The 21,525-nt window shown below is 71.4% G+C and carries 23 protein-coding genes and 2 pseudogenes; 16 read left to right on the forward strand and 9 right to left on the reverse strand.

Going from position 1 to position 21,525, the window contains the following annotated elements; translation table 11 throughout:
- The first annotated feature begins 154 nt into the window (after positions 1-154).
- From ACXKR8_RS29555 to ACXKR8_RS29585, 7 genes and pseudogenes are all read left to right on the forward strand, one after another.
- Positions 155-1,362, forward strand: a pseudogene (locus tag ACXKR8_RS29555) (MFS transporter).
- Entirely contained in the window at positions 1,359-2,582 is a 1,224-nt protein-coding gene (locus ACXKR8_RS29560; RefSeq protein ID WP_458267625.1) for an acetoin utilization protein AcuC, read from the forward strand. The pseudogene ACXKR8_RS29555 and the gene ACXKR8_RS29560 overlap by 4 nt, the downstream one beginning before the upstream one ends.
- A gap of 63 nt (positions 2,583-2,645) precedes the next feature.
- Positions 2,646-3,506: a phosphatase gene (locus ACXKR8_RS29565; RefSeq protein WP_458267626.1), complete on the forward strand. Its 861-nt coding sequence runs from the start codon at positions 2,646-2,648 to the stop codon at positions 3,504-3,506.
- A 126-nt stretch (positions 3,507-3,632) separates the two neighbouring features.
- Positions 3,633-3,842, forward strand: a complete 210-nt coding sequence (locus tag ACXKR8_RS29570) for a helix-turn-helix domain-containing protein (protein ID WP_030261033.1) — start codon at positions 3,633-3,635, stop codon at positions 3,840-3,842.
- 231 nt (positions 3,843-4,073) lie between these two features.
- Positions 4,074-4,172, forward strand: a complete 99-nt coding sequence (locus ACXKR8_RS29575) for a 30S ribosomal protein bS22 (RefSeq protein WP_003948845.1) — start codon at positions 4,074-4,076, stop codon at positions 4,170-4,172.
- Between the two features lie 92 nt (positions 4,173-4,264).
- Positions 4,265-5,353, forward strand: coding sequence for an NAD-dependent epimerase/dehydratase family protein (locus ACXKR8_RS29580; RefSeq protein ID WP_458267627.1), 1,089 nt, complete (start codon positions 4,265-4,267; stop codon positions 5,351-5,353).
- Positions 5,350-6,532 (forward strand): annotated as a pseudogene (locus ACXKR8_RS29585) (lysophospholipid acyltransferase family protein). The gene ACXKR8_RS29580 and the pseudogene ACXKR8_RS29585 overlap by 4 nt, the downstream one beginning before the upstream one ends.
- 100 nt (positions 6,533-6,632) lie before the next feature.
- Here the strand turns inward: ACXKR8_RS29585 and ACXKR8_RS29590 are convergent.
- The 3 genes from ACXKR8_RS29590 to ACXKR8_RS29600 form a co-directional block, all read right to left on the reverse strand.
- Complete coding sequence (locus ACXKR8_RS29590; protein ID WP_458267629.1) at positions 6,633-7,787, reverse strand: DUF5667 domain-containing protein; 1,155 nt, start codon at positions 7,785-7,787, stop codon at positions 6,633-6,635.
- A gap of 243 nt (positions 7,788-8,030) precedes the next feature.
- A complete protein-coding gene (locus ACXKR8_RS29595) occupies positions 8,031-8,858 on the reverse strand; it encodes an ECF subfamily RNA polymerase sigma factor, BldN family (protein ID WP_458267630.1) in 828 nt (275 codons plus the stop codon).
- A 347-nt stretch (positions 8,859-9,205) separates the two neighbouring features.
- Positions 9,206-10,102: an HAD family hydrolase gene (locus ACXKR8_RS29600; RefSeq protein WP_458267631.1), complete on the reverse strand. Its 897-nt coding sequence runs from the start codon at positions 10,100-10,102 to the stop codon at positions 9,206-9,208.
- Between the two features lie 72 nt (positions 10,103-10,174).
- On the opposite strand from ACXKR8_RS29600, the gene ACXKR8_RS29605 reads away from it, so the two are divergent.
- From ACXKR8_RS29605 to hemB, 7 genes are all read left to right on the forward strand, one after another.
- Entirely contained in the window at positions 10,175-10,453 is a 279-nt protein-coding gene (locus ACXKR8_RS29605; RefSeq protein ID WP_458267632.1) for a glutaredoxin family protein, read from the forward strand.
- A 172-nt stretch (positions 10,454-10,625) separates the two neighbouring features.
- Positions 10,626-11,186, forward strand: coding sequence for a 3'-5' exonuclease (locus tag ACXKR8_RS29610; protein ID WP_458267633.1), 561 nt, complete (start codon positions 10,626-10,628; stop codon positions 11,184-11,186).
- 194 nt (positions 11,187-11,380) lie between these two features.
- Positions 11,381-12,241, forward strand: a complete 861-nt coding sequence (locus ACXKR8_RS29615) for a redox-sensing transcriptional repressor Rex (protein ID WP_458267634.1) — start codon at positions 11,381-11,383, stop codon at positions 12,239-12,241.
- Positions 12,242-12,308: 67 nt separating this feature from the next.
- Positions 12,309-13,655, forward strand: a complete 1,347-nt coding sequence (locus ACXKR8_RS29620) for a glutamyl-tRNA reductase (RefSeq protein ID WP_458267635.1) — start codon at positions 12,309-12,311, stop codon at positions 13,653-13,655.
- 170 nt (positions 13,656-13,825) lie between these two features.
- Entirely contained in the window at positions 13,826-14,932 is a 1,107-nt protein-coding gene (hemC, locus tag ACXKR8_RS29625; protein WP_458267636.1) for a hydroxymethylbilane synthase, read from the forward strand.
- Positions 14,929-16,611: a bifunctional uroporphyrinogen-III C-methyltransferase/uroporphyrinogen-III synthase gene (locus tag ACXKR8_RS29630; RefSeq protein WP_458267637.1), complete on the forward strand. Its 1,683-nt coding sequence runs from the start codon at positions 14,929-14,931 to the stop codon at positions 16,609-16,611. Before hemC ends, ACXKR8_RS29630 begins: the two co-directional genes overlap by 4 nt.
- Positions 16,612-16,724: 113 nt before the next feature.
- On the forward strand, positions 16,725-17,708 hold the full coding sequence (gene hemB / locus ACXKR8_RS29635; RefSeq protein WP_458267638.1) for a porphobilinogen synthase: 984 nt from the start codon (positions 16,725-16,727) through the stop codon (positions 17,706-17,708).
- A gap of 68 nt (positions 17,709-17,776) precedes the next feature.
- On the opposite strand, the gene ACXKR8_RS29640 is transcribed toward hemB, so the two are convergent.
- The 3 genes from ACXKR8_RS29640 to ACXKR8_RS29650 are packed head-to-tail and all read right to left on the reverse strand — an operon-like array spanning position 17,777 to position 18,874.
- The gene (locus ACXKR8_RS29640; protein WP_458267639.1) at positions 17,777-18,115 is read right to left on the reverse strand and encodes a rodlet layer protein; all 339 of its coding nucleotides are present in this window, start codon (positions 18,113-18,115) and stop codon (positions 17,777-17,779) included.
- A 37-nt stretch (positions 18,116-18,152) separates the two neighbouring features.
- Entirely contained in the window at positions 18,153-18,491 is a 339-nt protein-coding gene (locus ACXKR8_RS29645; RefSeq protein WP_458267640.1) for a rodlet layer protein, read from the reverse strand.
- 44 nt (positions 18,492-18,535) lie between these two features.
- Positions 18,536-18,874 carry a rodlet layer protein gene (locus tag ACXKR8_RS29650; protein ID WP_458267641.1) on the reverse strand — a complete coding sequence of 113 codons (339 nt, stop codon included), beginning with the start codon at positions 18,872-18,874 and terminating at the stop codon, positions 18,536-18,538.
- 350 nt (positions 18,875-19,224) lie between these two features.
- On the opposite strand from ACXKR8_RS29650, the gene ACXKR8_RS29655 reads away from it, so the two are divergent.
- Entirely contained in the window at positions 19,225-19,809 is a 585-nt protein-coding gene (locus ACXKR8_RS29655; RefSeq protein ID WP_458267642.1) for a hypothetical protein, read from the forward strand.
- Between the two features lie 75 nt (positions 19,810-19,884).
- Here the strand turns inward: ACXKR8_RS29655 and ACXKR8_RS29660 are convergent, their stop codons facing one another.
- The 3 genes from ACXKR8_RS29660 to ACXKR8_RS29670 form a co-directional block, all read right to left on the reverse strand.
- Positions 19,885-20,268 (reverse strand): hypothetical protein, encoded by a 384-nt coding sequence (locus ACXKR8_RS29660; protein WP_458267643.1) that lies wholly within the window; start codon positions 20,266-20,268, stop codon positions 19,885-19,887.
- Between the two features lie 109 nt (positions 20,269-20,377).
- Positions 20,378-20,626 (reverse strand): chaplin, encoded by a 249-nt coding sequence (locus tag ACXKR8_RS29665; RefSeq protein ID WP_458267644.1) that lies wholly within the window; start codon positions 20,624-20,626, stop codon positions 20,378-20,380.
- Positions 20,627-20,688: 62 nt separating this feature from the next.
- Positions 20,689-20,919, reverse strand: a complete 231-nt coding sequence (locus ACXKR8_RS29670; RefSeq protein WP_458275107.1) for a chaplin — start codon at positions 20,917-20,919, stop codon at positions 20,689-20,691.
- Between the two features lie 271 nt (positions 20,920-21,190).
- On the opposite strand from ACXKR8_RS29670, the gene ACXKR8_RS29675 reads away from it, so the two are divergent.
- A complete protein-coding gene (locus ACXKR8_RS29675) occupies positions 21,191-21,433 on the forward strand; it encodes a chaplin (protein ID WP_458267645.1) in 243 nt (80 codons plus the stop codon).
- The last annotated feature ends 92 nt before the right edge of the window (positions 21,434-21,525 follow it).

Genomic DNA, 21,525 nt, shown 5'->3' on the forward strand with positions numbered 1-21,525 from the left:
TCGTACTCTCACCGTAAGTAACGAGCAGCGCGCTGAGCGGGAGCGACGTGGGTTGCGGCTTGCGATCTTTTCCCGGCAGGGACTTCCCGACGCGGGCAAAGGTCCGTACGCTCGCGCCAATCGTTCGAGTACTGGTGAGTAGAGGTGTGCGGCAATGTCAGCAGGGGTCGCGGAGTTTCCGGCGCGCTTGCGCCAGGCGCGCATCGCGCTGCTGGTCAGCTATGTCGCGCAGGGGACGGTGTTCGCCCTGCTGGTCTCGCTGATCCCGGAGATCCAGGACCAGTACGGGATGTCCGACGGCACCCTGACCATCTACCTCGCGGCGGTGCCGATCCTGGCCGGCATCGGCAGCATCTCCATGGAGTGGGTGGTCAAGCGGACCTCGCCGCGCGCGGTGCTGCGGATCGTGCAGCCGCTGACCTGTCTCACCCTGATCGGCATCGGCGCGGGCCACCAGCAGTGGCAGGCGGCGATCGCGATGGCGGCCTTCGGCCTCTGCGTCGGCGGCCTGGACGCAGCCAGGCCATGTCCGGGGTCGCTCTGCAGCACCGCAACGGGCGCAGCATCATGCAGGGCTTCTACGCCGCCTACAGCCTCGGCGGCATCACCGGCGCCTCGCTGGCCTGGGCCGGCCAGCACTGGCACCTGTCGCTGTTCCTGCTGTACGGGACCGCGACCGCGGTGGTCGTCCCGATCGTGATCGCCGCCGGCGTCTTCTACGCCGGTCCGGTGGAGCTGGCCGGAGCCGTGGAGGAGGCCGTGCAGGCCGCCGCCCGCTCCATCCCCTGGAAGCCGCTGCTGCCGCTCTGCCTGGCCATGTGCGTGGCCTACATCGGCGACGCCACCGTCTCCAACTGGAGCGCCAAGTACCTGCAGGACGGCCTGCACAGCTCGCACCAGACGTCCACGCTGGCCTACTGGGCCTATATGGCGGTGATGCTGCTCGGCCGGCTGCTCGGCGACAGCCGGATCCAGCGCTGGGGCAGCGTCCGTACCGTGCAGGTCGGCACGGTGGTGTGCGCGGCCGGGTTCCTGCTGGTGTCGGTCGCGCCCGGGCCGTGGTCCGCGGTGGTGGCCTTCGGCCTGGTCGGGCTGGGCATCAGCGTGGTGGTGCCGCAGGTGTTCGCGGCCGGCGGGCGGCTGTTCCCGGGCGCGTCGGACGCGGCGGTGGCCCGGCTCAACATCTTCAACTACGTCGGCTTCCTGGTGGGATCCCCCCTGGTGGGGGCGCTCGCGGGCGGTCTGAGCTACCGGATCGCGATGCTGGTGCCGATGCTGCTGGTGCTGGTGATCCTGTTGGTGGCCAAGTCCTTCGGGGCCCCGGCCGCGGCGGCGGTGGAGCCCGATACCGTGGCTGTATGACTCCGCAGCCCCACCAGCTGGACCTGTTCTGGGACGAGGCCGTCACCGGCTACGACTTCGGCCCCGGCCACCCGATGGACCCGGTGCGGCTGTCGCTGACCATGTCGCTGGTCCGGGCCTTCGGCCTGGACCGGCTGCCCGAGGTCACCGTCCGCGCCGCCCCGGCCGCCGGGGACTCCACCCTGGCCCTGGTGCACCAGCCCGAGTACGTCTCCGCCGTGCGCAAGGTCGCCACCAGCGGGGTGCCGGACCCGGCCCGCGGGCTCGGCACCGAGGACAACCCCGCCTTCGCCGCCATGCACGAGGCCTCCGCGCTGATCGCGGGCCAGTCGGTGGCCGGCGCCGAGGCGGTGTGGCGCGCAGCGCCTCGAACAGGGGTGGTGGCAGGCGACGGGCGGGCGTGGCGCGGCGGCCGCGCGGTGAACTTCGCCGGCGGGCTGCACCACGCCATGTCCGGCAGCGCCTCCGGCTTCTGCGTCTACAACGACGCCGCCCTCGCCGTCGCCCGGCTGCTGGAGCTGGGCGCCGAGCGGGTCGCCTACGTGGACGTGGACGTGCACCACGGGGACGGGGTGGAGCGGGCCTTCTGGGACGACCCCCGGGTGCTGACCATCTCGCTGCACGAGCACCCGCGCACCCTGTTCCCGCAGTCCGGCTGGTCCGAGGAGATCGGCGGCCCCTCCGCCGAGGGCACCGCGGTCAACCTGCCGCTCCCGGCCGGCACCGGGGACGCCGGCTGGCTGCGGGCCTTCCACGCCGTGGTGCCGCAGCTGCTCGCGGCCTTCGACCCGCAGGTGCTGGTCAGCCAGCACGGGGCGGACACCCATCTGGAGGACCCGCTGGCGCACCTCGCGGTCAGCCTGGACGCCCAGCGCGCGGTGGCCGTCGCCCTGGCCGATCTGGCCGACGAGCACACCGCCGGACGCTGGCTGGCCCTCGGCGGCGGCGGCTACGCGGTGGCCGACGTGGTCCCCAGGACCTGGACGCACCTGGTCGCCATCGCCGCCGGGCACCCGATCGCGCCGGAGACCGACGTCCCGGAGGAGTGGCGGGCCGAGGTCTTCCGCCGCACCGGGCAGCAGGGACCGCGCCGGATGACCGACGGCATGTCCGCCGCCTGGAAGGAGTTCGACGCCGGCTACGACCCGGCCGACCGGCTGGACCAGGCGGTGCTCGCCACCCGCAAGGCGGTGTTCCCGCACCACGGGCTGTTGCCCTGAGCGCCGCCCGGCCGTCGCCCTGACGGCTACTCAACCGAGGCTCCGCACTGGGAGACTGGCCGGGTGATCAAAGCAGAGGAGCTGTACGGCCATCTGGTGAAGCACCGGATCGCCGGCCGGGTGGCCACCCCGCGGGAGAACAACCTCGGCAAGTACGCCCGCTTCGGCCGCCGTGACCCCGACGTGCTGTTCGGGCTCGACCCCGAGGGCGAGTGGACCGCCGCCGACGTGCTGGCGCTGATGGCCCGGCGCTGCGGGGTCTCACCCGACCCGGAGCACCGGTACGGTCAGGACACCATCGATCCCCGGCTGACCGTCGACGCGCTGGACCGGGTCGCCCTCGCGGTGGCCCGGACCGCCGCGAACCGGGGCTCGGTGCTGATCGGGACCGGGCATCCGCAGACCCTGGCCGGGTTCCACGGGGCGCTCGGGGAGGCACTGCGCGCCGCCGGATGCGCTGTTCTCACTCCGGCGCACCCAAGTCACTTCCCGATGCACCACGGCCAGGACGTGGAGTACTCCGTCCTGGAGTTCCGGCACCGGGTGGGCATGGTGCGGGTGTATGAAGGAGCACCCCCCGCGGCCGGGTCCGCCTCCGCCGAGGCCGTCGCGGCCGCGCTGGGGGCGCTGTCCGAACCGGTGCACACCCACTCTCCGCAGCCGGTGCGGATCGCGCTGGCAGCCCTCGCCGAAGCCGGTGAACCCCTGCCTGACCTGGTCATCGGCGACCACGGCTGGGCCTGCGGAGCCGGTCGGCTGGGGATCCCGGCGGTGGGGCTCGCCGACTCCAACGACCCGGCGGTGTTCGTCGGCGAGGCGGAAGGTGAGGTCGAGGTGGCCGTGCCGCTCGACGACGGGGTGTGGCAGGGGTGCTACGAACTACTGAGCGCCTACGTACTGCAACAGGCTGGTATGTCTCAGTAATCTCCGACCGCTCACCCCTCTTCCCACTAGTACCACCCGCACCTACTCTGGGTATACGCGTGTGCTGGCTGGAGTCACCGGAGGGGAAGCCGGTGCCCGTCACACGGATTAAGGGTCGGTGTTGTCATGGCGTCTGGAGAGCGGCCTCTGAACGAGGTCAACTTCCTCACCGTGGCGGAAGTCGCCTCGGTGATGCGAGTGTCGAAGATGACGGTGTACCGCCTGGTGCACAGCAGTGAGCTGCCTGCGATCCGCGTAGGCCGCTCCTTCCGGGTTCCGGAGCAGGCGGTCCACGATTATCTTCGCGAGTCCTACGTGGGACGGGAGACCGCGTAGGTCGGACAGGACTCAGGACTGACGAGTAGTACAGCGCCAACAAGGTCCGGCCGGGGTGTCCCACCCCGGCCGGACCTTCGCTGTCCGGGTCGCTGTCGGGGTCGCCCTTGGGGTCGTCGTCGGGGGCGGATTACGCCTCAGAGCCAGGGTTGGGTACGCTGGTGGCTTACGTCAGTCGTTTGGACTCTGACTCCCGCTCCTGCGGGTTTGTCCAGTGAGTGAGGGTTGTCAGTGGGTTCCGTAATTAAGAAGCGCCGCAAGCGTATGGCCAAGAAGAAGCACAGGAAGCTTCTCAAGCGGACGCGCGTTCAGCGCCGCAACAAGAAGTAAGGGCCCAGGGTCTCTGTCACTGCCCGCTCCGACGCTACTGTCGGAGCGGGCAGTGGCGTATCAGGTGCTTTGTCTCCGGAAGGGACCGTCCATTGGGAAAAGTCGTGCTTGTCACCGGGGTTGCCCGGCATCTGGGCAGCCGCTTCGTCCAGGAGATCCGCCGCGAGCCCGAGGTGGACCTGGTGGTCGGCGTCGACCTGCAGCCCTCCGCGCACGACTTGGCCCCGCCCGAGGACTCCGTCGAGGGCACAGCTGACGGCACGGCCGAGTACCTCTTCGTCCGCGCCGACATCCGCCGGCCGACCGTGGCCCGGGTGATCGCGGAACACGGCGTGGACACCGTGGTGCATCTCAACGTCAGCACCACCATGCTGGGCTCCACCAGCCGTTCCACGGTCAAGGAGACCAACGTCATCGGCACCATGCAGCTGCTCGCCGCGGTGCAGAAGGCCCCGAGCGTGCAGCGCCTGGTGGTGAAGTCGACCACCAGTGTGTACGGCTCCGCGCCGCGCGACCCGGCGGTGTTCCACGAGCGGATGCAGCCCAAGGTGCTGCCCAGCGGCGGCTTCGCCAAGGACGCGGTGGAGGTCGAGGGGTACGTCCGCGGCTTCTCCCGGCGCCGCCCCGACGTCGCCGTCTCGGTGCTGCGCTTCGCCAACATCGTCGGCCCGCAGGCGGACACGCCGCTGGCCGAGTACTTCGCGCTGCCGGTGCTGCCGACCGTGCTCGGCTACGACCCCCGGCTGCAGTTCATCCACGAGGACGACGCGGTGGAGGTGCTGCGGCTGGCCGCGCTGGAGCCCCGGCGTGGAATGATCAACACCGGCACCTTCAATGTCGCGGGCGAGGGCGTGATGGTGCTGTCCCAGGCGGCCAGAAGGCTGGGACGGCCCACCGTGCCGATGCTGCTCCCGGCGGTCAGCTGGGTGGCCGGGCTGGCCCGGCAGACCGGACTGCTGGACTTCTCGCCGGAGCAGATGCGCATGCTGACGCACGGTCGGGTAGTGGACACCACACAACTGCGGGAGACCTTCGGCTATCTCCCGCGCTTCACGACCGAGCAGGCGCTGGCCGATCTGGCCCGCAGCACCCGCTCGGGCCTGCTGCCACCGGCGCAGGTGGCTGGTTGGACGACTCGGGTGGCGGAACTGCTGCCCAACGGCGGAGGTAAGAGGCGATGAGCTCGGCAAGGGAGCGGGCCGACGGTGCCGACGAGGCCCGGGCGAAGGTGATCCCGATCGGCACCGGACGCAGCGGCGGGGCCGGCGCGCCCAAGCGGAAGAAGCACCGGGAGGGCGGCAGCACCGAACCCGTGCAGCTGCACCCCGCGGTCGAGCCCGATCCCGAGGCCGTAGCGCCCGAACCCGAACCCGAGCCTGAGCCCGGACCCGGGTCCGAATCCGGGTCCGAGGAGCAGCCGCAGCCCTCGCCGGTGCACGGGATCGCGGACGCCGTGGCCGGCGCGGTCGGGCAGGCGCTGGCCGGTCCGGCCGGCGCCCTGGCCGGGCGGCTCTTCGGCAAGGGCTGGGAGGACCGGGCTGCCGGCGGCCTCAACTTCCTGCGGCGCAGGCTCACCGGGGAGTACGAGGTCGACGAGTTCGGCTTCGATCCGGAGCTGACCGAGAAGGTCCTGCTCACCGCGATCCGTCCGCTCGCGGACAAGTACTTCCGGCTGGAGGTGCGCGGCGCCGAGAACCTGCCCACCGAGGGCGGTGCGCTGGTGGTGGCGAACCACTCCGGGGTGCTGCCGCTGGACGCGCTTGATGACCCAGGTCGCGATCCACGACCACACCCCGACCCAGCGCCATCTGCGGATGCTCGCCGCCGACCTGGTCTTCGTCCTGCCCGGGGTCAATGAGCTGGCCCGGAAGGCCGGGCACACCCTGGCCTGCAACGAGGACGCGCAGCGGCTGCTGGAGCTGGGCGAGATCGTCGGCGTCTGGCCGGAGGGCTTCAAGGGCATCGGCAAGCCCTTCGCCGACCGCTACAAGCTCCAGCGCTTCGGCCGGGGCGGCTTCGTCTCCTCGGCGCTGCGGGCCGGGGTGCCGATCATTCCCTGCTCGATCGTGGGCGCGGAGGAGATCTATCCGATGATCGGCAATGCCCGGACCCTGGCCCGGCTGCTGGGCCTGCCGTATCTGCCGATCACGCCGACCTTCCCCTGGCTGGGACCGCTGGGCGCGATTCCGCTGCCGACCAAGTGGACCATCCAGTTCGGCGAGCCGATCCGCACCGACAGCTACCCGCCGGAGGCGGCGGACGACCCGATGCTGCTGTTCAACCTGACCGACGAGGTCAGGGAGACGGTCCAGCACACGCTCTACAAGCTGCTGGTGCAACGCCGGTCGGTGTTCTTCTGAGGTGTCTGAGGTGAGTCGGACCAAGGCCCGCAGCGTGGGAATCGCTGCGGGCCTTCTTCCGTACCGTGCTGGCTGCCGGCCTTGTCAGCTGCCGGCCTTGTCAGCTGCCGGAGACGCCGAGGCCGAGGCCGGGGAGCAGGCCCGGCAGCAGCGGCGGGATGGTGACGCCGTCGCCGGTGCTGCTGGGGGCCGGCGTGGGGTCGCCGTCCGAGCCGCCGTTGGGCGCGGCCGGGGTGGCCGAGGCCGAGGGCGCGCCGCCGAGCAGGCCGCCGACACTGCCGACCAGTCCGCCGGTGCCCTGGGTGGTGGGCCTGGCGGTCGCGGTGGCGCCGCCCTGGCTGCCGGTGCCCTGGGTGGTGGGACCCTGCGGGGCGCTGGTGGCGCCCTGCCGACCGCTGCTGCCGGCCCGTCCGCTCGGGTTGGACCCGCCGGGAGCGGCACCGCCGCCGCTGCCCGGGTCGCCGGCGCCGCCGGGGGTGGCGGCGAGGTGCAGCGGGGCCAGGTCGTCACTTATTCCGGTGAGCAGGCTCTGCACCCGGCCGGTCTCCGGGTCGAGCCGACCGCCGAGCTTGGGCTCGATCGCGGCCAGCCGCTGCTGCTGGCTGTCCGCGAAGTCGGCGAGCTGCCGCATCGGGGCCAGCGTGTGCTTCTGGGCGTAGATCGCCTTCAGCAGGTCGCGGCCCTGGCTGCCCTCGGTGTTCATGTCGGTGAGGGCCTGCGAGACCTCGGCCAGCAGATGCGGGCTGAGCGTCTGCCCGTCCTGCTGGTGCGCGGTCAGCTTCTGGGCCTCGGTCATCCGCTGGGACGCCTGGTCCAGCAGCAGTTTGCCGCGCTCGGCGTTGGAGCCCGCCAGGTTGAGCTGCCAGTCCTCGAGACCGCGCTTCATCCCGTAGAGCGTGTCGCCGGGGACGGCGGAGGTGCTCGCCGCGGCGACGCCGCCGAACGTACCCAGGGCCACGCCCGCGGCCAGGCCGCCGAGGGCGAGCCTGCGGCCCCAGCGGGTGGGCGGCCGGAACCGGCGGACGGCCTCGGTGGCCCGGTGGGCCCCGCGACCGCGCTGGTCGGGGACGGCGGCACCGCCGCCACCGGCGAAGGCACGTTCGAACTCGGCCATCAGCAGGGCGCGCTGGTCGCGCTTCACAGCGGGGTCCAGCACGGGTACCGGGGTGGCGCGCAGCTCCTCCACCGCTGCCACCATCTCGGTGAACTGACCCTCGTGCTGGCCTGCCGCCGTAGTGCTGGGGCGATCCTCCACAGCGTCAGCGAAGGCTCTCGCCCTACGGTGCTCAAGCACGTTGGCTGTCATGGGCAGCACCTCCTCTCGTCGATGTCGACAACTCGGCCGACCGGACGGTTGCGCAGTCGTGCCTGAGACCACCCGAAAGGGTGATGCGGGGCCCCGAAGGGGCTTTGCACTCTGCGCAACGAGTCGTGGGGACGCTCGGTTACGCACGCATGATCACTCGGGTGACGGCTCATCAGTATGAGTGGATACCTGTCATCGCGCATCGCTGGGAAGCAGTCGGGCAAGTGTGCGCACCGCTCGGTACTGGAGGGTCTTGATGGCACCCTCGTTCTTCCCCATGATTCGCGCTGTCTCGGCCACGGACAAGCCCTGCAGGAAGCGAAGCCGTACGCACTCCTGCTGCTGCGGGTTCAGCCGGTGCACGGCGTCCAGCAGCGCGGCGTTGGACAGCGACTCCAGGACCGAGTCCTCCGGGCTGCGCTCGCACTCGTTGGAGTCGAGCATCTCGCCGGTGGTGACCTCGAGCCGGAACCGGCTGGACTTGAAGTGGTCCGCCACCAGGTTGCGGGCGATGGTGACCAGCCAGGCGCCGAAGTCCCGGCCCTGCCAGGTGAAGGTGCCGATCCTGCGCAGTGCGCGCAGGAAGGTCTCGCTGGTCAGGTCCTCGGCGGTGGCCTTGCTGCCGACCCGGTAGTAGATGTAGCGGTACACCGTGTCGGAGTAGTGGTCGTACAGCCGACCGAAGGAATCGCTGTCGCCCTCCTGCGCCTTCTCGACCAGCTTCATGATCGGGTTGTCGGCGCTGGGCGCCACCTCGTCCTTGTCCCAGTTGGAGTTCCTGGTACGGGAGGTGGCGGGGGAGGTGCGGGTGCGCAGCGCGACCGAGGCGCGCGGCGCGGGGGTGCGGTGGTCGGCGCCGATGCCGCCGACTCCGATACCGGCGATGACGGGTGCGGGAGCGGGCGCCAGCAGGGGGGACAGCCGCTCGCACACCAGGGCGCGCAGCAGCTCCAGGCCGCCGGTGGTGCCGTCGGGGGCCAGGGAGGATGCAGGCGCGTCGTTCCGGACGTGTGGGTACACGGGACTCCCAGAGGCAGAACTGTTTACGTGCAGTGCGGGCCCGCTCGCCCAGCGTGGGACACATGGGCTCCGGCGTGCGTCTGACGAGGATAACGCTTCGTGCAACAACCGCTACACCCTGTTGCTAAATTCGCCGCTTCAGTCACATCTGTCACTGACTAGTGGCACAATGTGACCGACTATGCCAAGCGGAATCGGCCCTACTATGTCGATTTTTGACCGCATATCAGCGGTGAGTGAACGATCGACCCAGGTTTCCCGGTGATCGCCCAGACTGGTCCACGATTTTTCGCCCAGCCAAAGTGATCAGAAGTGATCAGACCCCCGACCGGCGCCGACCGGCCCGGCTAGCGCCGGCGGTTGCGGTAGAGCGCCAGCGCCGCGGCGGTGCCGCCGGCCGCCGCGCCCAGGCCGGCCGCCGCGGGGATGCCCACCCTGGCGGCCTTCCGGCCGGTGCGGAAGTCCCGTACCCGCCAGCCCTGCTGCCGGGCGTGGCGGCGCAGCTCCGCGTCCGGGTTGATCACATAGGGGTAGCCCACCAGCGACAGCAGCGGGATGTCGTTGGAGGAGTCGCTGTACGCGGCGCAGCGGTCCAGGTCCAGCCCCTCCCGGGCCGCCAGCGCCTTCACCGCCTCGGCCTTGGCGGGCCCGTGCAGGGTCTCGCCGACCAGGCGCCCGGTGTAGACGCCGCCCAGCGCCTCGGCCACGGTGCCCAGCGCGCCGGTCATGCCGAGCCTGGCCGCGATCACCCGGGCCGCCTCGACCGGGGCGGCGGTCACCAGCCACACCCGCTGCCCGGCCTCCAGGTGCATCTTCACCAGGGCCCGGGTGCCCGGCCAGATCTTCTCGGCGATGTACTCCTCGAAGATCTCCTCGCAGATCGCCTCCAGGTCGGCGACCCGGTGGCCCTGGACGATGGAGAGCGCGCTCTCCTTGGCGTCCGCCATGTGCCCGGCGTGCTCCGCGCCGTGCAGCCGGAAGTACGCCTGCTGCCAGGCGAACCGCAGCAGCTCGCGGTGGCTGAAGAACTTGCGCTTGTAGAGCCCGCGGCCCAGGTAGAAGATCGCCGCGCCCTGGACGATGGTGTTGTCGCAGTCGAAGAAGGCAGCGGTGTGCGGCTCGGCCCCGGGGTCCGTGCCGTCGTCGTCGCGGGTGATCGCGGCCTCGGCCGCCTCCGCGGCGGCGGAGCCTGCGAGCACGGCGGAGGAACGCTTCTCCTGGGAAAGCTTTCGCAGCCTGGGCATACCGCGAGCATAGCCAGCGGAGCGCCGCGGGCTGGTATCCGGTTCACCCGCGCCGAGGGGCAGAATGGGGTGGTGACCCCTTTGCTGCGCCGTGAACCGGGCAAGTCCCCCGCCGAGCATCTGATCACGCTGATCGGGAAACCCGACTGCCATCTCTGCGAGGACGCCCGCGCGGTGGTCGACCGGCTGGCGGCGGAGCTCGGCTTCTCGGTGGAGGAGTTGAGCATCAATGACGACCCGGAGCTCTACCGGAAGTACTGGGAGCAGATCCCGGTCACCCTGATCGACGGCCGCCAGCACGACTTCTGGCGAGTGGACGAGACCCGCCTGCGCAAGGCCCTGGGGGCCTAGGAGCAGCAGAAGCGGTGCCGCAGGGCACGATGCGGTGACGAATGTCCCATGGTTCGGTCATCAGCTTGTGGGTTCGCCTGTTTGTGCGCTTACCATCGAGACGTTTTGTGCCGAGGGGGGCGGTCCGGGTCAGTACTGACACCGGTCCCCGACAACCCTGAGGAGTGGAACCGTGCCCAGCCCGACCGCCCCGTCCAGGGGTTTCGCCGTGGTCGATGTCGAAGCCAGCGGGCGGGTGCCCTGGCGGCACCGGGTGGTGGAGGTCGGCGTGGTCCTGCTGGACCACTCGCGGCTGCGGGTGACCGGGGAGTTCAGCACGCTGGTGGACCCCCGCGGCCCGGTCGGGCCCAGTGAGGTGCACGGCATCGCCCAGTCCGACGTGGTCGGCGCCCCGACCTTCCGCGAGCTCGCCCCGCAGCTGCTCGAGCTGCTCCGCGGGCGGGTGCTGGTCGGCCACCATGTCCGCTGCGACCAGGAGTTTCTCCGCCGCGAGTTCGCCCGCAGCAGGATCCTGCTGCCGGACGCGCCCGCGCTCTGCACCATGGCCCTGGCCGATCAGGTGCTGGGCTGCGGCCCGCGCTCGCTGGGCGCCTGCTGCGAGGCGGCGGGCTTCCCGCTGGTCGACGCCCATACCGCGCTGGGCGACGCCAGGGCCGCGGCCGAGCTGCTGCGGCGCTGCCTGACCGCCCCGGGCGCGGCGACCCGTGCGCGGGTTCTGACGGGGTGTGCGTGATGCGCGTCACTCAGCGGGGACAAATCGGACACCATCTTTGTGCACACGTTCACAAACGCATAACCTGGCGTTCGCAGCCCAGCTTCACCCGGCTTCACCCCTCAGGGCTCGCGTGCCGGACCTCAGCCACCTGGGGTTCTCGCGGGGGTACGGGGGGTCGCCCCCCGAGCAGTTGGAGCACCCACAGGAGCACCGTGGCAACTGGACGTACCACCCCAGCCTCTCCGTCCCCAGGAGGCGCCTCCCGGCGCACCCGGGCCCGGGGCATTCCTGATGCGACGGTCGCGCGGCTGCCGCTCTATCTCCGCGCCCTGACCGCGCTCTCCGAGCGCTCGGTGCCGACCGTCTCCTCGGAGGAGCTCGCGACGGCTGCCGGGGTCAACTCGGCCAAGCTGCGCAAGGACTTTTCCTACCTGGGCTCCTACGGGACCCGCGGCGTCGGCTACGACGTCGAGTACCTCGTCTACCAGATCTCCCGCGAGCTGGGCCTGACCCAGGACTGGCCGGTCGTCATCGTCGGCATCGGGAACCTGGGGCACGCGCTGGCCAACTACGGCGGGTTCGCCTCCCGCGGCTTTCGGGTCGCGGCCCTGCTGGACGCGGATCCGGCGCTGGCCGGGCAGACCGCGGCCGGGCTGCCGGTTCGGCACATGGACGAGCTGGAGGAGATCATCCGGGCCGAGCACGTCTCGATCGGAGTGATCACCACCCCGCCCGGCGCCGCCCAGCAGGTCTGCGACCGGCTGGTCGCGGCCGGGGTCACCAGCATCCTCAACTTCGCCCCCACCGTGCTCTCGGTGCCGGAGGGCGTGGACGTCCGCAAGGTCGACCTGTCGATCGAGCTGCAGATCCTCGCCTTCCACGAGCAGCGAAAGTCCGGCGAGGACCTGCTCGCCGACGACGGTCCGGCAGTAGTCTCACGGCCTGGGGCAGGAGCGAAGGCAGTGGCCGCTGCGGCTGCCCGGGCGGTCTCCCGCGCGCGCGGCAAGGCCGTGGCCGCCGCCGAGGCGGAGAACGGCGACGACGGGGACCTGCCGGCGGTGATTCCGGCATGAGCCTGAGCATGAGTCTTCGGCGCACGGGCCTTCAGCAAGGCATGAGCCTGGGAAGCGGGGCAGCAGCGTGAGCCTTCTGGTACTGGGCCTCAGCCACCGCACGGCGCCGGTGGGGCTGCTGGAGCGGGCCGCCCTCACCGGCGACTCCCCGCAGCGGCTGCTGCACGCCGCGGCCGCGGCGGCGCCGGTCGGCGAAGCCGCGCTGGTCTCCACCTGCAACCGGATCGAGCTGTACGCCGACGTGGACAAGTTCCACGCCGGGGTGGCCGACCTGTCCGTGCTGCTGGCCGAGCACAGCGGAGTCGACCTGGAGGAGCTGACCGCGCACCTCTACGTCCACTACGAGGACCGCGCGGTGCACCACCTGTTCTCGGTGGCGTGCGGGCTCGACTCGATGGTGGTCGGCGAGGGGCAGATCCTCGGCCAGTTGCGGGACGCGCTGGGCCTGGCCCAGGAGCAGCACACCGCGGGCCGCGGCCTCAACGAGCTGTTCCAGCAGGCGCTGCGGGTCGGCAAGCGGGCGCACAGCGAGACCGACATCGACAAGGCCGGGCAATCGCTGGTCAGCTTCGGTCTGGAGCGGATCGCCGAGAGCACCGGGCCGATCGAGGGCAAGCGGGCGCTGGTCGTCGGCGCGGGCTCGATGAGCTCGCTGGCGGCGGCGACCCTGGCCCGCGCCGGAGTGGTCGAACTGGTCATCGCCAACCGGACACTTGACCGAGCCGAGCGGCTGGCGGCGACGCTGGGCGCCCGGGTCGTCCCCTTCGAGGACGTGGCGCTGGCCATGGCCGAGACCGACCTGGTGGTCTCCTGTACCGGGGCGGCCGGGATCGTGCTCGGGGCCGAGCAGATCGCGGCCGCCGTGCAGAAGCGCTCCGCCGACTGCCCGCTGGGCGTGCTGGACCTGGCGCTGCCGCGCGACGTCGGCGCCGAGGTGCACGACCTCGCCGGGGTGCACCTGGTGGATCTGGAGACCCTGGCCGAGGGCGCCAGGAACACCGACGCCGGCGCCCTGGACGTGGACGCGGTCCGCCGGATCGTCGGCTTCGAGGTCGACGCCTTCGGCGCGGCCCAGCGGGCGGCGGCGATCACCCCGACCGTGGTGGCCCTGCGGGCGATGGCGTCCGAGGTGGTCAGCTCCGAGCTGGAGCGGCTGGACGGCCGGCTCCCCGAGCTGGAGCCGAGGGCCAGGGCCGAACTGGCGCAGACCGTCCGCCGGGTGGTCGACAAGCTGCTGCACTCGCCGACGGTGCGGGTCAAGCAGCTGGCCGGGGAGCCCGGCGGGGCCTCGTACGCCGAGGCGCTGCGCGAGCTGTTCGACCTCGACCCGGCCGCGGTCCGGGCCGTCGCGGGAGCCCCGGCGACGCCGGCCGTGCTGTCCCCCCTGCGGGCGGCAGGGGGTGAACCGGGATGACGGACCGTCAGCAGCAAGGCGGCGGCCGTGCGCCCGGTGATCCGGAGCAGGCGTTCGGAGGCCTGCCCAGCACGCTAGCAGTGGCGGGGGACAGCTCCATCGGCGGGGGCCGGTCGGAGCACCGCAGTACACCGAACACCCATACCGAGCACGACCGGGATGATCATGTCATGAGTGGCCAACTCCCCACCCTGGGAACCGATGCGAGCGGACCCCCGCTGCGCCTCGGCACCCGTCGCAGCGCCCTGGCGGTCGCCCAGTCCGGGCAGGTCGCCGAGGCGGTGTCACGTGCCACCGGCCGCCGGGTCGAGCTGGTCGAGATCACCACCTACGGCGACACCTCGCGCGAGCAGTTGGCGCAGATCGGCGGCACCGGAGTGTTTGTCTCCGCGCTCCGGGACGCCCTGCTCGACGGCTCCGTCGACTTCGCGGTCCACTCGCTGAAGGACCTGCCGACGGCAGCCCCGGACGGGCTCGCGCTCGCCGCGGTCCCGCTCCGCGAGGACCCGAGAGATGCCCTGGTCGCCAGGGACGGGCTGAGCCTGGAGGAACTGGTCGGCAAGTGCGTCCAGGCCCCGGCCAGGATCGGCACCGGTTCGCCGCGGCGGATGGCCCAGCTCAACGCCTGGGCGGCCGCGGCGGGGGTCCGGATCGAGACGGTGCCGATCCGCGGCAATGTCGACACCAGGATCGGCTACGTCCGCTCGGGCGAGCTCGACGCCGTGGTGCTGGCCGCGGCCGGACTGAGCCGGCTCGGCCGGCTCGGCGAGGCCACCCAGCTCCTGGACAGCGCGCTGATGCTGCCCGCCCCCGGCCAGGGGGCGCTGGCCCTCGAGTGCCGCGCCGACGACGCCGAACTGACCGCGGCGCTCGGCGCGCTGGACCACCCGGCCACCCGGGCCGCGGTCACCGCCGAGCGCGCGCTGCTGGCCGCGCTCGAAGCCGGCTGCTCCGCCCCGGTGGGCGCCCTGGCCGAGGTTCAGCCGAGCGGCGTGCCGCCGACCGAAGTACCGCAGACCGCAGTACCGCAGACCGCAGTTGAGCAGGCATCAGTACAGCGCCGTACTGACGGCGCTCGTGCTGACGCCGACACCGCCCTCCACCTGAGGGCCATCGTCGGCACCGTTGACGGCTCGTCCGTCGTGCAGTTGTCCGTTACCGGCGCCTTCGGGCCCGAGGCGGCTTCCGAGCTGGCAGCAGCGGCCCTGGGCCGCGAGCTGGCGGCCCGGATGCTCGCCGAGGGCGCGGCCGGCCTGATGGGGGAGCGTGTCCAGTGAGCCCCACTAAGCATTCAGTCGTCCCGGCGGGTTCACGCCCGACCGGCCAGGTCACCTTCCTCGGCGCGGGGCCCGGCGATCCGGGCCTGCTCACGCTGCGCGCCGTGGAGGTGCTGTCGGCCGCGGACGTCCTGCTCGCTGACCCGCTCACCGCCGCGGCCGTACGGGTGCACTGCCCGGCCGGGGTGGAGCTGCACGAGGCGCAGACCGCCGCCGACGCCTTCGTCCTCGACGGGACCTTCGGCGCCGACGGCGCCGCGGCGATCACCCGGCTGTTCCCGGCCGTGCAGGCCGGACGGCACGTGGTCCGCACCGTGGACGGCGACCCGGGCCTGGACGGCCGCGCCGCCGAGGAGATGCTGGCCTGCGCGCAGGCCGGGATCCCGTTCCAGGTGGTGCCGGGCGTGGCCCAGTCGGTGGGCGTCCCCGCCTACGCGGGGGTGCCGCTGCGGGCCGGGGCGGGAACCGACGTCCGCTTCGTCGACGCCTCGCACTGCACCCCCGAGGCCTACGACTGGTCCAACCTGGGCGGCTGCGACGCCACCCTGGTGATCAGGACCCGGCTCAGCTCGCTGCCGCTGTCGGCCACCTCGCTGGTCGGGTCGGGACGGAAGCCGGACACCCCGGTCTCGGTCACCCTGGAGGGCACCACCACCCGGCAGCGCACCTACACCGCGACGCTGGGCACGCTGGCCGCCGAGCTGAAGGCGGCGCGGGTGCTGCCCTCGCCGGTCTCGGCGCCGGTGAACCCGGCCAGCAGCGTGATAGCCGTCGTCGGCGAGCAGGTGAACAGCCGGGCCACCCTGTCCTGGTTCGAGACCAAGCCGCTGTTCGGCTGGAACATCCTGGTGCCGCGCACCAAGGACCAGGCCGGCGCGCTGTCCGAGCAGCTGCGCTCCTACGGCGCGGTGCCGTCCGAGGTGCCGACCATCGCGGTCGAGCCGCCACGCACCCCGCAGCAGATGGAGCGGGCCATCAAGGGCCTGGTCACCGGGCGTTACGAGTGGATCGCCTTCACCTCGGTGAACGCGGTCAAGGCGGTCCGGGAGAAGTTCGAGGAGTACGGGCTCGACGCCCGCGCCTTCGCCGGGATCAAGGTCGCCGCGGTCGGCGAGTCCACCTCGCAGGCCCTGGTCGACTTCGGCGTGAAGCCGGACCTGGTCCCGACCGGCGAGCAGTCCGCGGCCGGACTGCTGGAGGACTGGCCGCTGTACGACCCGGTGTTCGACCCGATCGACCGGGTGCTGCTGCCGCGGGCCGACATCGCCACCGAGACCCTGGTCGCCGGCCTGGTCGAACTCGGCTGGGAGGTCGACGACGTGACGGCCTATCGGACGGTGCGGGCTTCGCCGCCGCCGGCCGAGACCCGGGAGGCGATCAAGGGCGGCGGCTTCGACGCGGTGATCTTCACCTCGTCCTCGACCGTGCGCAACCTGGTCGGCATCGCCGGCAAGCCGCACAACGTCACCGTCATCGCCTGCATCGGCCCGGCCACGGCCAAGACCGCGGAGGAGCACGGGCTCCGCGTGGACGTGCTGGCCCCGGCGCCGTCGGTGGCGGCGCTGGCCGAGGCCCTGGCAGACTTCGGCGCGGCGCGGCGGGATGCGGCGACGCAGGCGGGGGAGCAGGTCTACCGGCCCAGCGAGAGGCGGCCGGGTTCCCGGCGGAAGGCGCGCTAGCGTTGTCTTTCAGGGGCGCGGGGAACTGCGCTGTCAATCACCCACGAAGGTGCATGGTTGGCAGCGCAGTTCCTCGCGCCCCTGGGTAGTTGCCACTGACTCCAGGAGTTCTGATGACCGTTGAGGTACCTGTCGTCCGGCCGCGCCGCTTGCGGACGACCCCTGCGGTGCGGCGGCTGGTCGCGGAGACCAGGCTGCACCCGGCGGAGCTCATCCTGCCGATGTTCGTCCGGGAGGGCATCTCCGTGCCCGTGCCGATCAGCGCCATGCCCGGCGTGGTCCAGCACACCAGGGACACCCTGCGGAAGGCCGCCGTGCAGGCGGCCGAGGCGGGGGTCGGCGGGCTGATGCTCTTCGGCATCCCGGAGGTGCAGGACGCCGTCGGCTCCGAGGGCACCAACCCGGACGGCATCCTGCAGCAGGCCATCCGTGACGTGGTCTCCGAGGTCGGCGACCAGCTGGTGGTCATGTCGGACCTCTGCCTGGACGAGTACACCGACCACGGCCACTGCGGCGTGCTCGCCGCGGACGGCACCGTCGACAATGACGCCACCCTGGACCGCTACGCCGAGATGGCCGTGGTGCAGGCCGAGGCGGGGGTCCACATGGTCGGCCCGTCCGGGATGATGGACGGTCAGATCGCGGTGGTGCGGGACGCGCTGGACGCGGCGGGCTACCAGGACACGGCCGTCCTCGCCTACACCGCCAAGTACGCCTCGGCCTTCTTCGGGCCGTTCCGGGAGGCCGTCGGGTCCTCGCTCAAGGGCGACCGCAAGAGCTACCAGCAGGATCCGGCGAACGCCCGCGAGGCGCTGCGCGAGCTGGAGTTGGACCTGGCCGAGGGGGCGGACCTGGTGATGGTGAAGCCGGCCATGTCCTACCTGGACGTCCTGCGCCAGGTCGCCGACGCCAGCCCGGTCCCGGTGGCCGCGTACCAGGTCTCCGGTGAGTACGCGATGGTGGAGGCCGCCGCGGCCAACGGCTGGATCGACCGGGAGCGGGCCATCATGGAGACGCTGACCTCGATCCGCCGGGCCGGCGCCAACCAGGTGCTGACCTACTGGGCCGTCGAAGCCGCCGGGATGCTCCGCGACTGAAGGCATGAAAAAGCGGCCGGTGTCGGGATCCGCCTCACCCGACACCGGCCGCCCAGCTGTGTTCGGCTTCAGCCGATCAGGTGGGACAGGGCGCCGTCGCCCTCGCCCTGCGTGGTGTGGCCCACGTTGCAGATCTGGTGCTGCTGCTGGTTCAGAATCGGGACGTCGGCCTGGACCGGCACAAGACCGACCTGCACGTGGTGGACCTCGGGCAGGCAGATGTTGGGGTTGTCCGCCGTGTGGAAGTTCGGGCTGTGGTTGCCGAACGTGCCGGTGGTGTTGGTGCCGCCGGGGCCCTGCACCGAGGTGGCGTTGCCGTCGGCGTTGCCCAGCGCGGCGGCCGAGCCCATCGACATGGTGACGGCCGTGAGCGCGATGCCCGTGGCGGTGATGGCCTTCTTCAGCATGGTGTGACTCCTTCAGGTGGTGCGGAGGTGGGGTGACTCAGCCGATCAGGTGGGACAGCGCGCCGTCGCCCGTGCTCTGCGAGGCCTGGCCCACGTTGCAGGTCTGGTGCGACTGCTGGTTGGCGACGGGGACGTCGACCTGGACCGGCACGAGGCCGACCTGCACGTGGTGGACCTCGGGGAGGCAGATGTTCGGGTTGTCCAGGAAGTGGAAGTTCGGGCTGTTGTCGCCCCAGGTCCCGGTGGTGTTGGTGCCGCCGGCGCCCTGGATGGAGGTGGCGGAGCCGTCCGAGTCGCCGATGGCGCTGGCGGAGCCGGCAGCCATGGCCAGCGCGGCCGCGGCGAGGGAGGTGGCGGCGATTGCCTTCTTCAGCATGGTGCTACTCCTTGGTGCGTTGGGGACGAGCAGGGGTGGACGACTCAGCCGATCAGGTGGGACGCGACGCCGTCGCCGTTGCCCTGGGTGGCCTGGCCGACGTTGCAGGTCTGGTGCAGCTGCTGGTTGCCCACGGGGACGTCCGCCTGGACCGGCACGAGGCCGACCTGCACGTGGTGGATCTCCGGCAGGCAGATGTTCGGGTTGTCCAGGAAGTGGAAGTTCGGGCTGTTGTCGCCCCAGGTCCCGGTGGTGTTGGTGCCGCCGGCGCCCTGGAGGGACGTGGTGGAGCCGTCCGAGTCGCCGAGGGCGGCAGCGGAACCGGCGGCCATGGCCAGCGCGGCCGCGGCGAGGGAGGTGACGGCAATGGCCTTCTTGAGCACGGGAGTTCCTTTTCTTGGTGGGGATGACACACGTTCTGATCGAGCAGGGGGAGCGATCAGCGAAATGTGCGGGAGATGCGCGCTCACGACCAACTGCTCACTCGACCTAACGAACGGCTGCCCGCGGGGTCACCTTCTTCCAAAGTTCCGCGCCGAGATTCACCCGTTCCGTGTACTTCCCGGCGTTTCGGCGTGGCGTTCAGGTGATCCCGCGCATTCTTTTGTTTCGTCGCTCGTTCACGCAGAATGTCAGGCATCTTTCCTGAGCCGGGTAATTCCTCATGAATGGGAAATATATGAACTTCAGTGCGCGAGCAGCAGTGGTCGCCCTCGCTGCGTGTGCCGCCGGCATGGGGGCAGCTGTTCAGGCCACTGCGGCACCGGCCGTCAGCACCGACCGACTGGAGGCCGCGGAGCAGTCCGCGGCAGCCACCCGGGTGCCCTTCGACCTGCCGCTGGGCGGCGCCGTGCAGTCGGTGACCGGTGACTCCTCGCTGGCCGGCCTGCACGGCACGCTGCCGGGCATGCCGATCGTCCCGCCGTCGCCGGTGACCAAGGAGACCGACTCGCTGCTGCCTGACCCGCTGGTGCCGGCCCTCGGCACGGCCCACGGCACGCCGGAGCTGGAGCTGGTCGGCCCGGCGCTGGGCGGGGACGGCTCGGTCCGTCCGAACGGTCTGGTGGCGTCCCTGCCGGAGGCCCCGGTGAAGGCGGTGGGGGCGGCGGCCTCGCTCGGCCGGCCGATCACCTCGTCGAAGGGCGATGAGGCGATCGACCTGACCCGGCTTCAGCCGGCCGTCACCAGCCCGCAGGTGCAGACCTCGCCGAGCGGGTTCGTCTCGCTGGACCAGCGGACCATGAACCGGCCGCTGGACCAGACCGTGAACGAGTTCCTGACCACCGCGACCGCGACGGCGCAGGAGCTCGGGAACTGACCGAGCGTACGAAGGGCCCGGCCGCGGATGCAGCGGCCGGGCCCTTCTTCGGCTTCGGCGTCAGCCGGGGAGCAGTCAGCCGGGGAGCAGGTGGGTGAGCGGGCCCGCCAGCGGCAGGCTGTCCAGGCCGCCGCCCTGGCTCAGCGAGTCGGTGACCGCGCTGGTCGACACCGGGCGCTCCCCCGGCTGGTCCGGCTGCAGGGCCACCGCGTTCGACAGCGGGTCGGCGGAGGAGGCGGCCAGCGGGTCCAGGCGCAGCTTCTTGACCGGGGTGACCGCATAGGTGGTGGCCCCGGTCAGACCCTGGAGGGCGGGCCCCACCTGGGGCTCCTGGAGGGAGGTCACCGGAGCGCCGGTCCCGGTCGGCTCCGCGGCGAACGCGGTGGGCTGCGCGGCCAGGACGCCCAGGACGAGGAGGGCGCCGACGGTGAGGCCCTTCGGCAGTGGTACTGCTGCCATGGATGGTTCCGATCTGTGCGGGCACCGCGGTGCCTGGGGGAACGGGAGAGCGGGAATGCCCCCCGAGGCAGCTGCTTCGAGGGGCATTCCGGCCGGCGGCACCTGCCGATCAGCAGTCGGGCTCGTTCACGCAGGTGTTGCCGAAGGCCGGGTTCAGCAGGCCGATGACATTGACGCTGTTGCCGCAGACGTTGACCGGGACGTGCACCGGGACCTGGACCAGGTTGCCGGAGAGGACGCCGGGCGAGTGGGCGGCGGCACCGGCGGCGGAGCTGTCCGCGGCGGCCGTTCCGGCGCCGGCGAGCGCGGCGCCGAAGACCGCCAGGGAGAGGACAGCGGCCTTCTTGGTGTTCTGCATGAGGGTCTCCTAGTCACGCGAGTACGGGCGGTGGGCAGGTACTGCGCACCGGATGTGCTGGGTCAGCTGTTGCTGCAGGAGTTGCCGAAGGCCGGGTTCAGCAGCGCGATCACGTTGACGGTGTTGCCACAGAGGTTCACCGGGACGTGGACCGGGACCTGGATCAGGTTGCCGGAGAGGAAGCCGGGGGAGCCGGCCGCGGTGCCGATGGCACCGGCGTCGGCGGCGGCGGAACCGGCACCGGTCATGGCGAGGCCGGCGGCGACGGCGGAGAGAACCAGGGCCTGCTTCATGTTGCGCATGGAGAATCCTTTGTTTTCCGTCCGTCCCCTTCGGATCGGACAATGTGCGAACGAGCGCGGTGGGTCCCGGGATACGCGCGGACGGAAACAACCACTCGTGTAGCGGAGTATTGACTGCTGTGATCATAGGATTGTCGGGCGGAGTTCCTGCGTTCAGGTGAATGTGTGGACCGGGCCGGTTCCGATGATGTGCTGTGGGCGTTGATCGGAATGTCCCTTCCTGTACGGCCTCGCCGTTATCAATCACATTGATGGAGAAGTCATGAACAACGTCGTCAAGGGTGCCCTTGTCACCATCGCCGCTGCCGGTGTCATCTCGGGTGGCGCCGGTGCGGCCTTCGCCAGCTCGCAGTCCGCTGGTGACGCTGTCGCCTCGCCCGGTGTCGCCTCCGGCAACAACGCCCAGGTCCCGGTTCACGTCCCGGTCAACGTCTCCGGCATCAGCGCCAATGTGATCGGCGCCCTGAACCCGGCCTTCGGCAACTCGGCCGCCAACGCCGGCTGACCATTTGGCTCCTTTTGACAAAGCGGGCGGTCGACCACCTTGCCGGTGGTCGACCGTCTTTTTGCTGGGTCTTTTCGCTGGGTCTTCGCCGG

This window comes from Streptacidiphilus sp. PAMC 29251 (genome assembly GCF_054208735.2).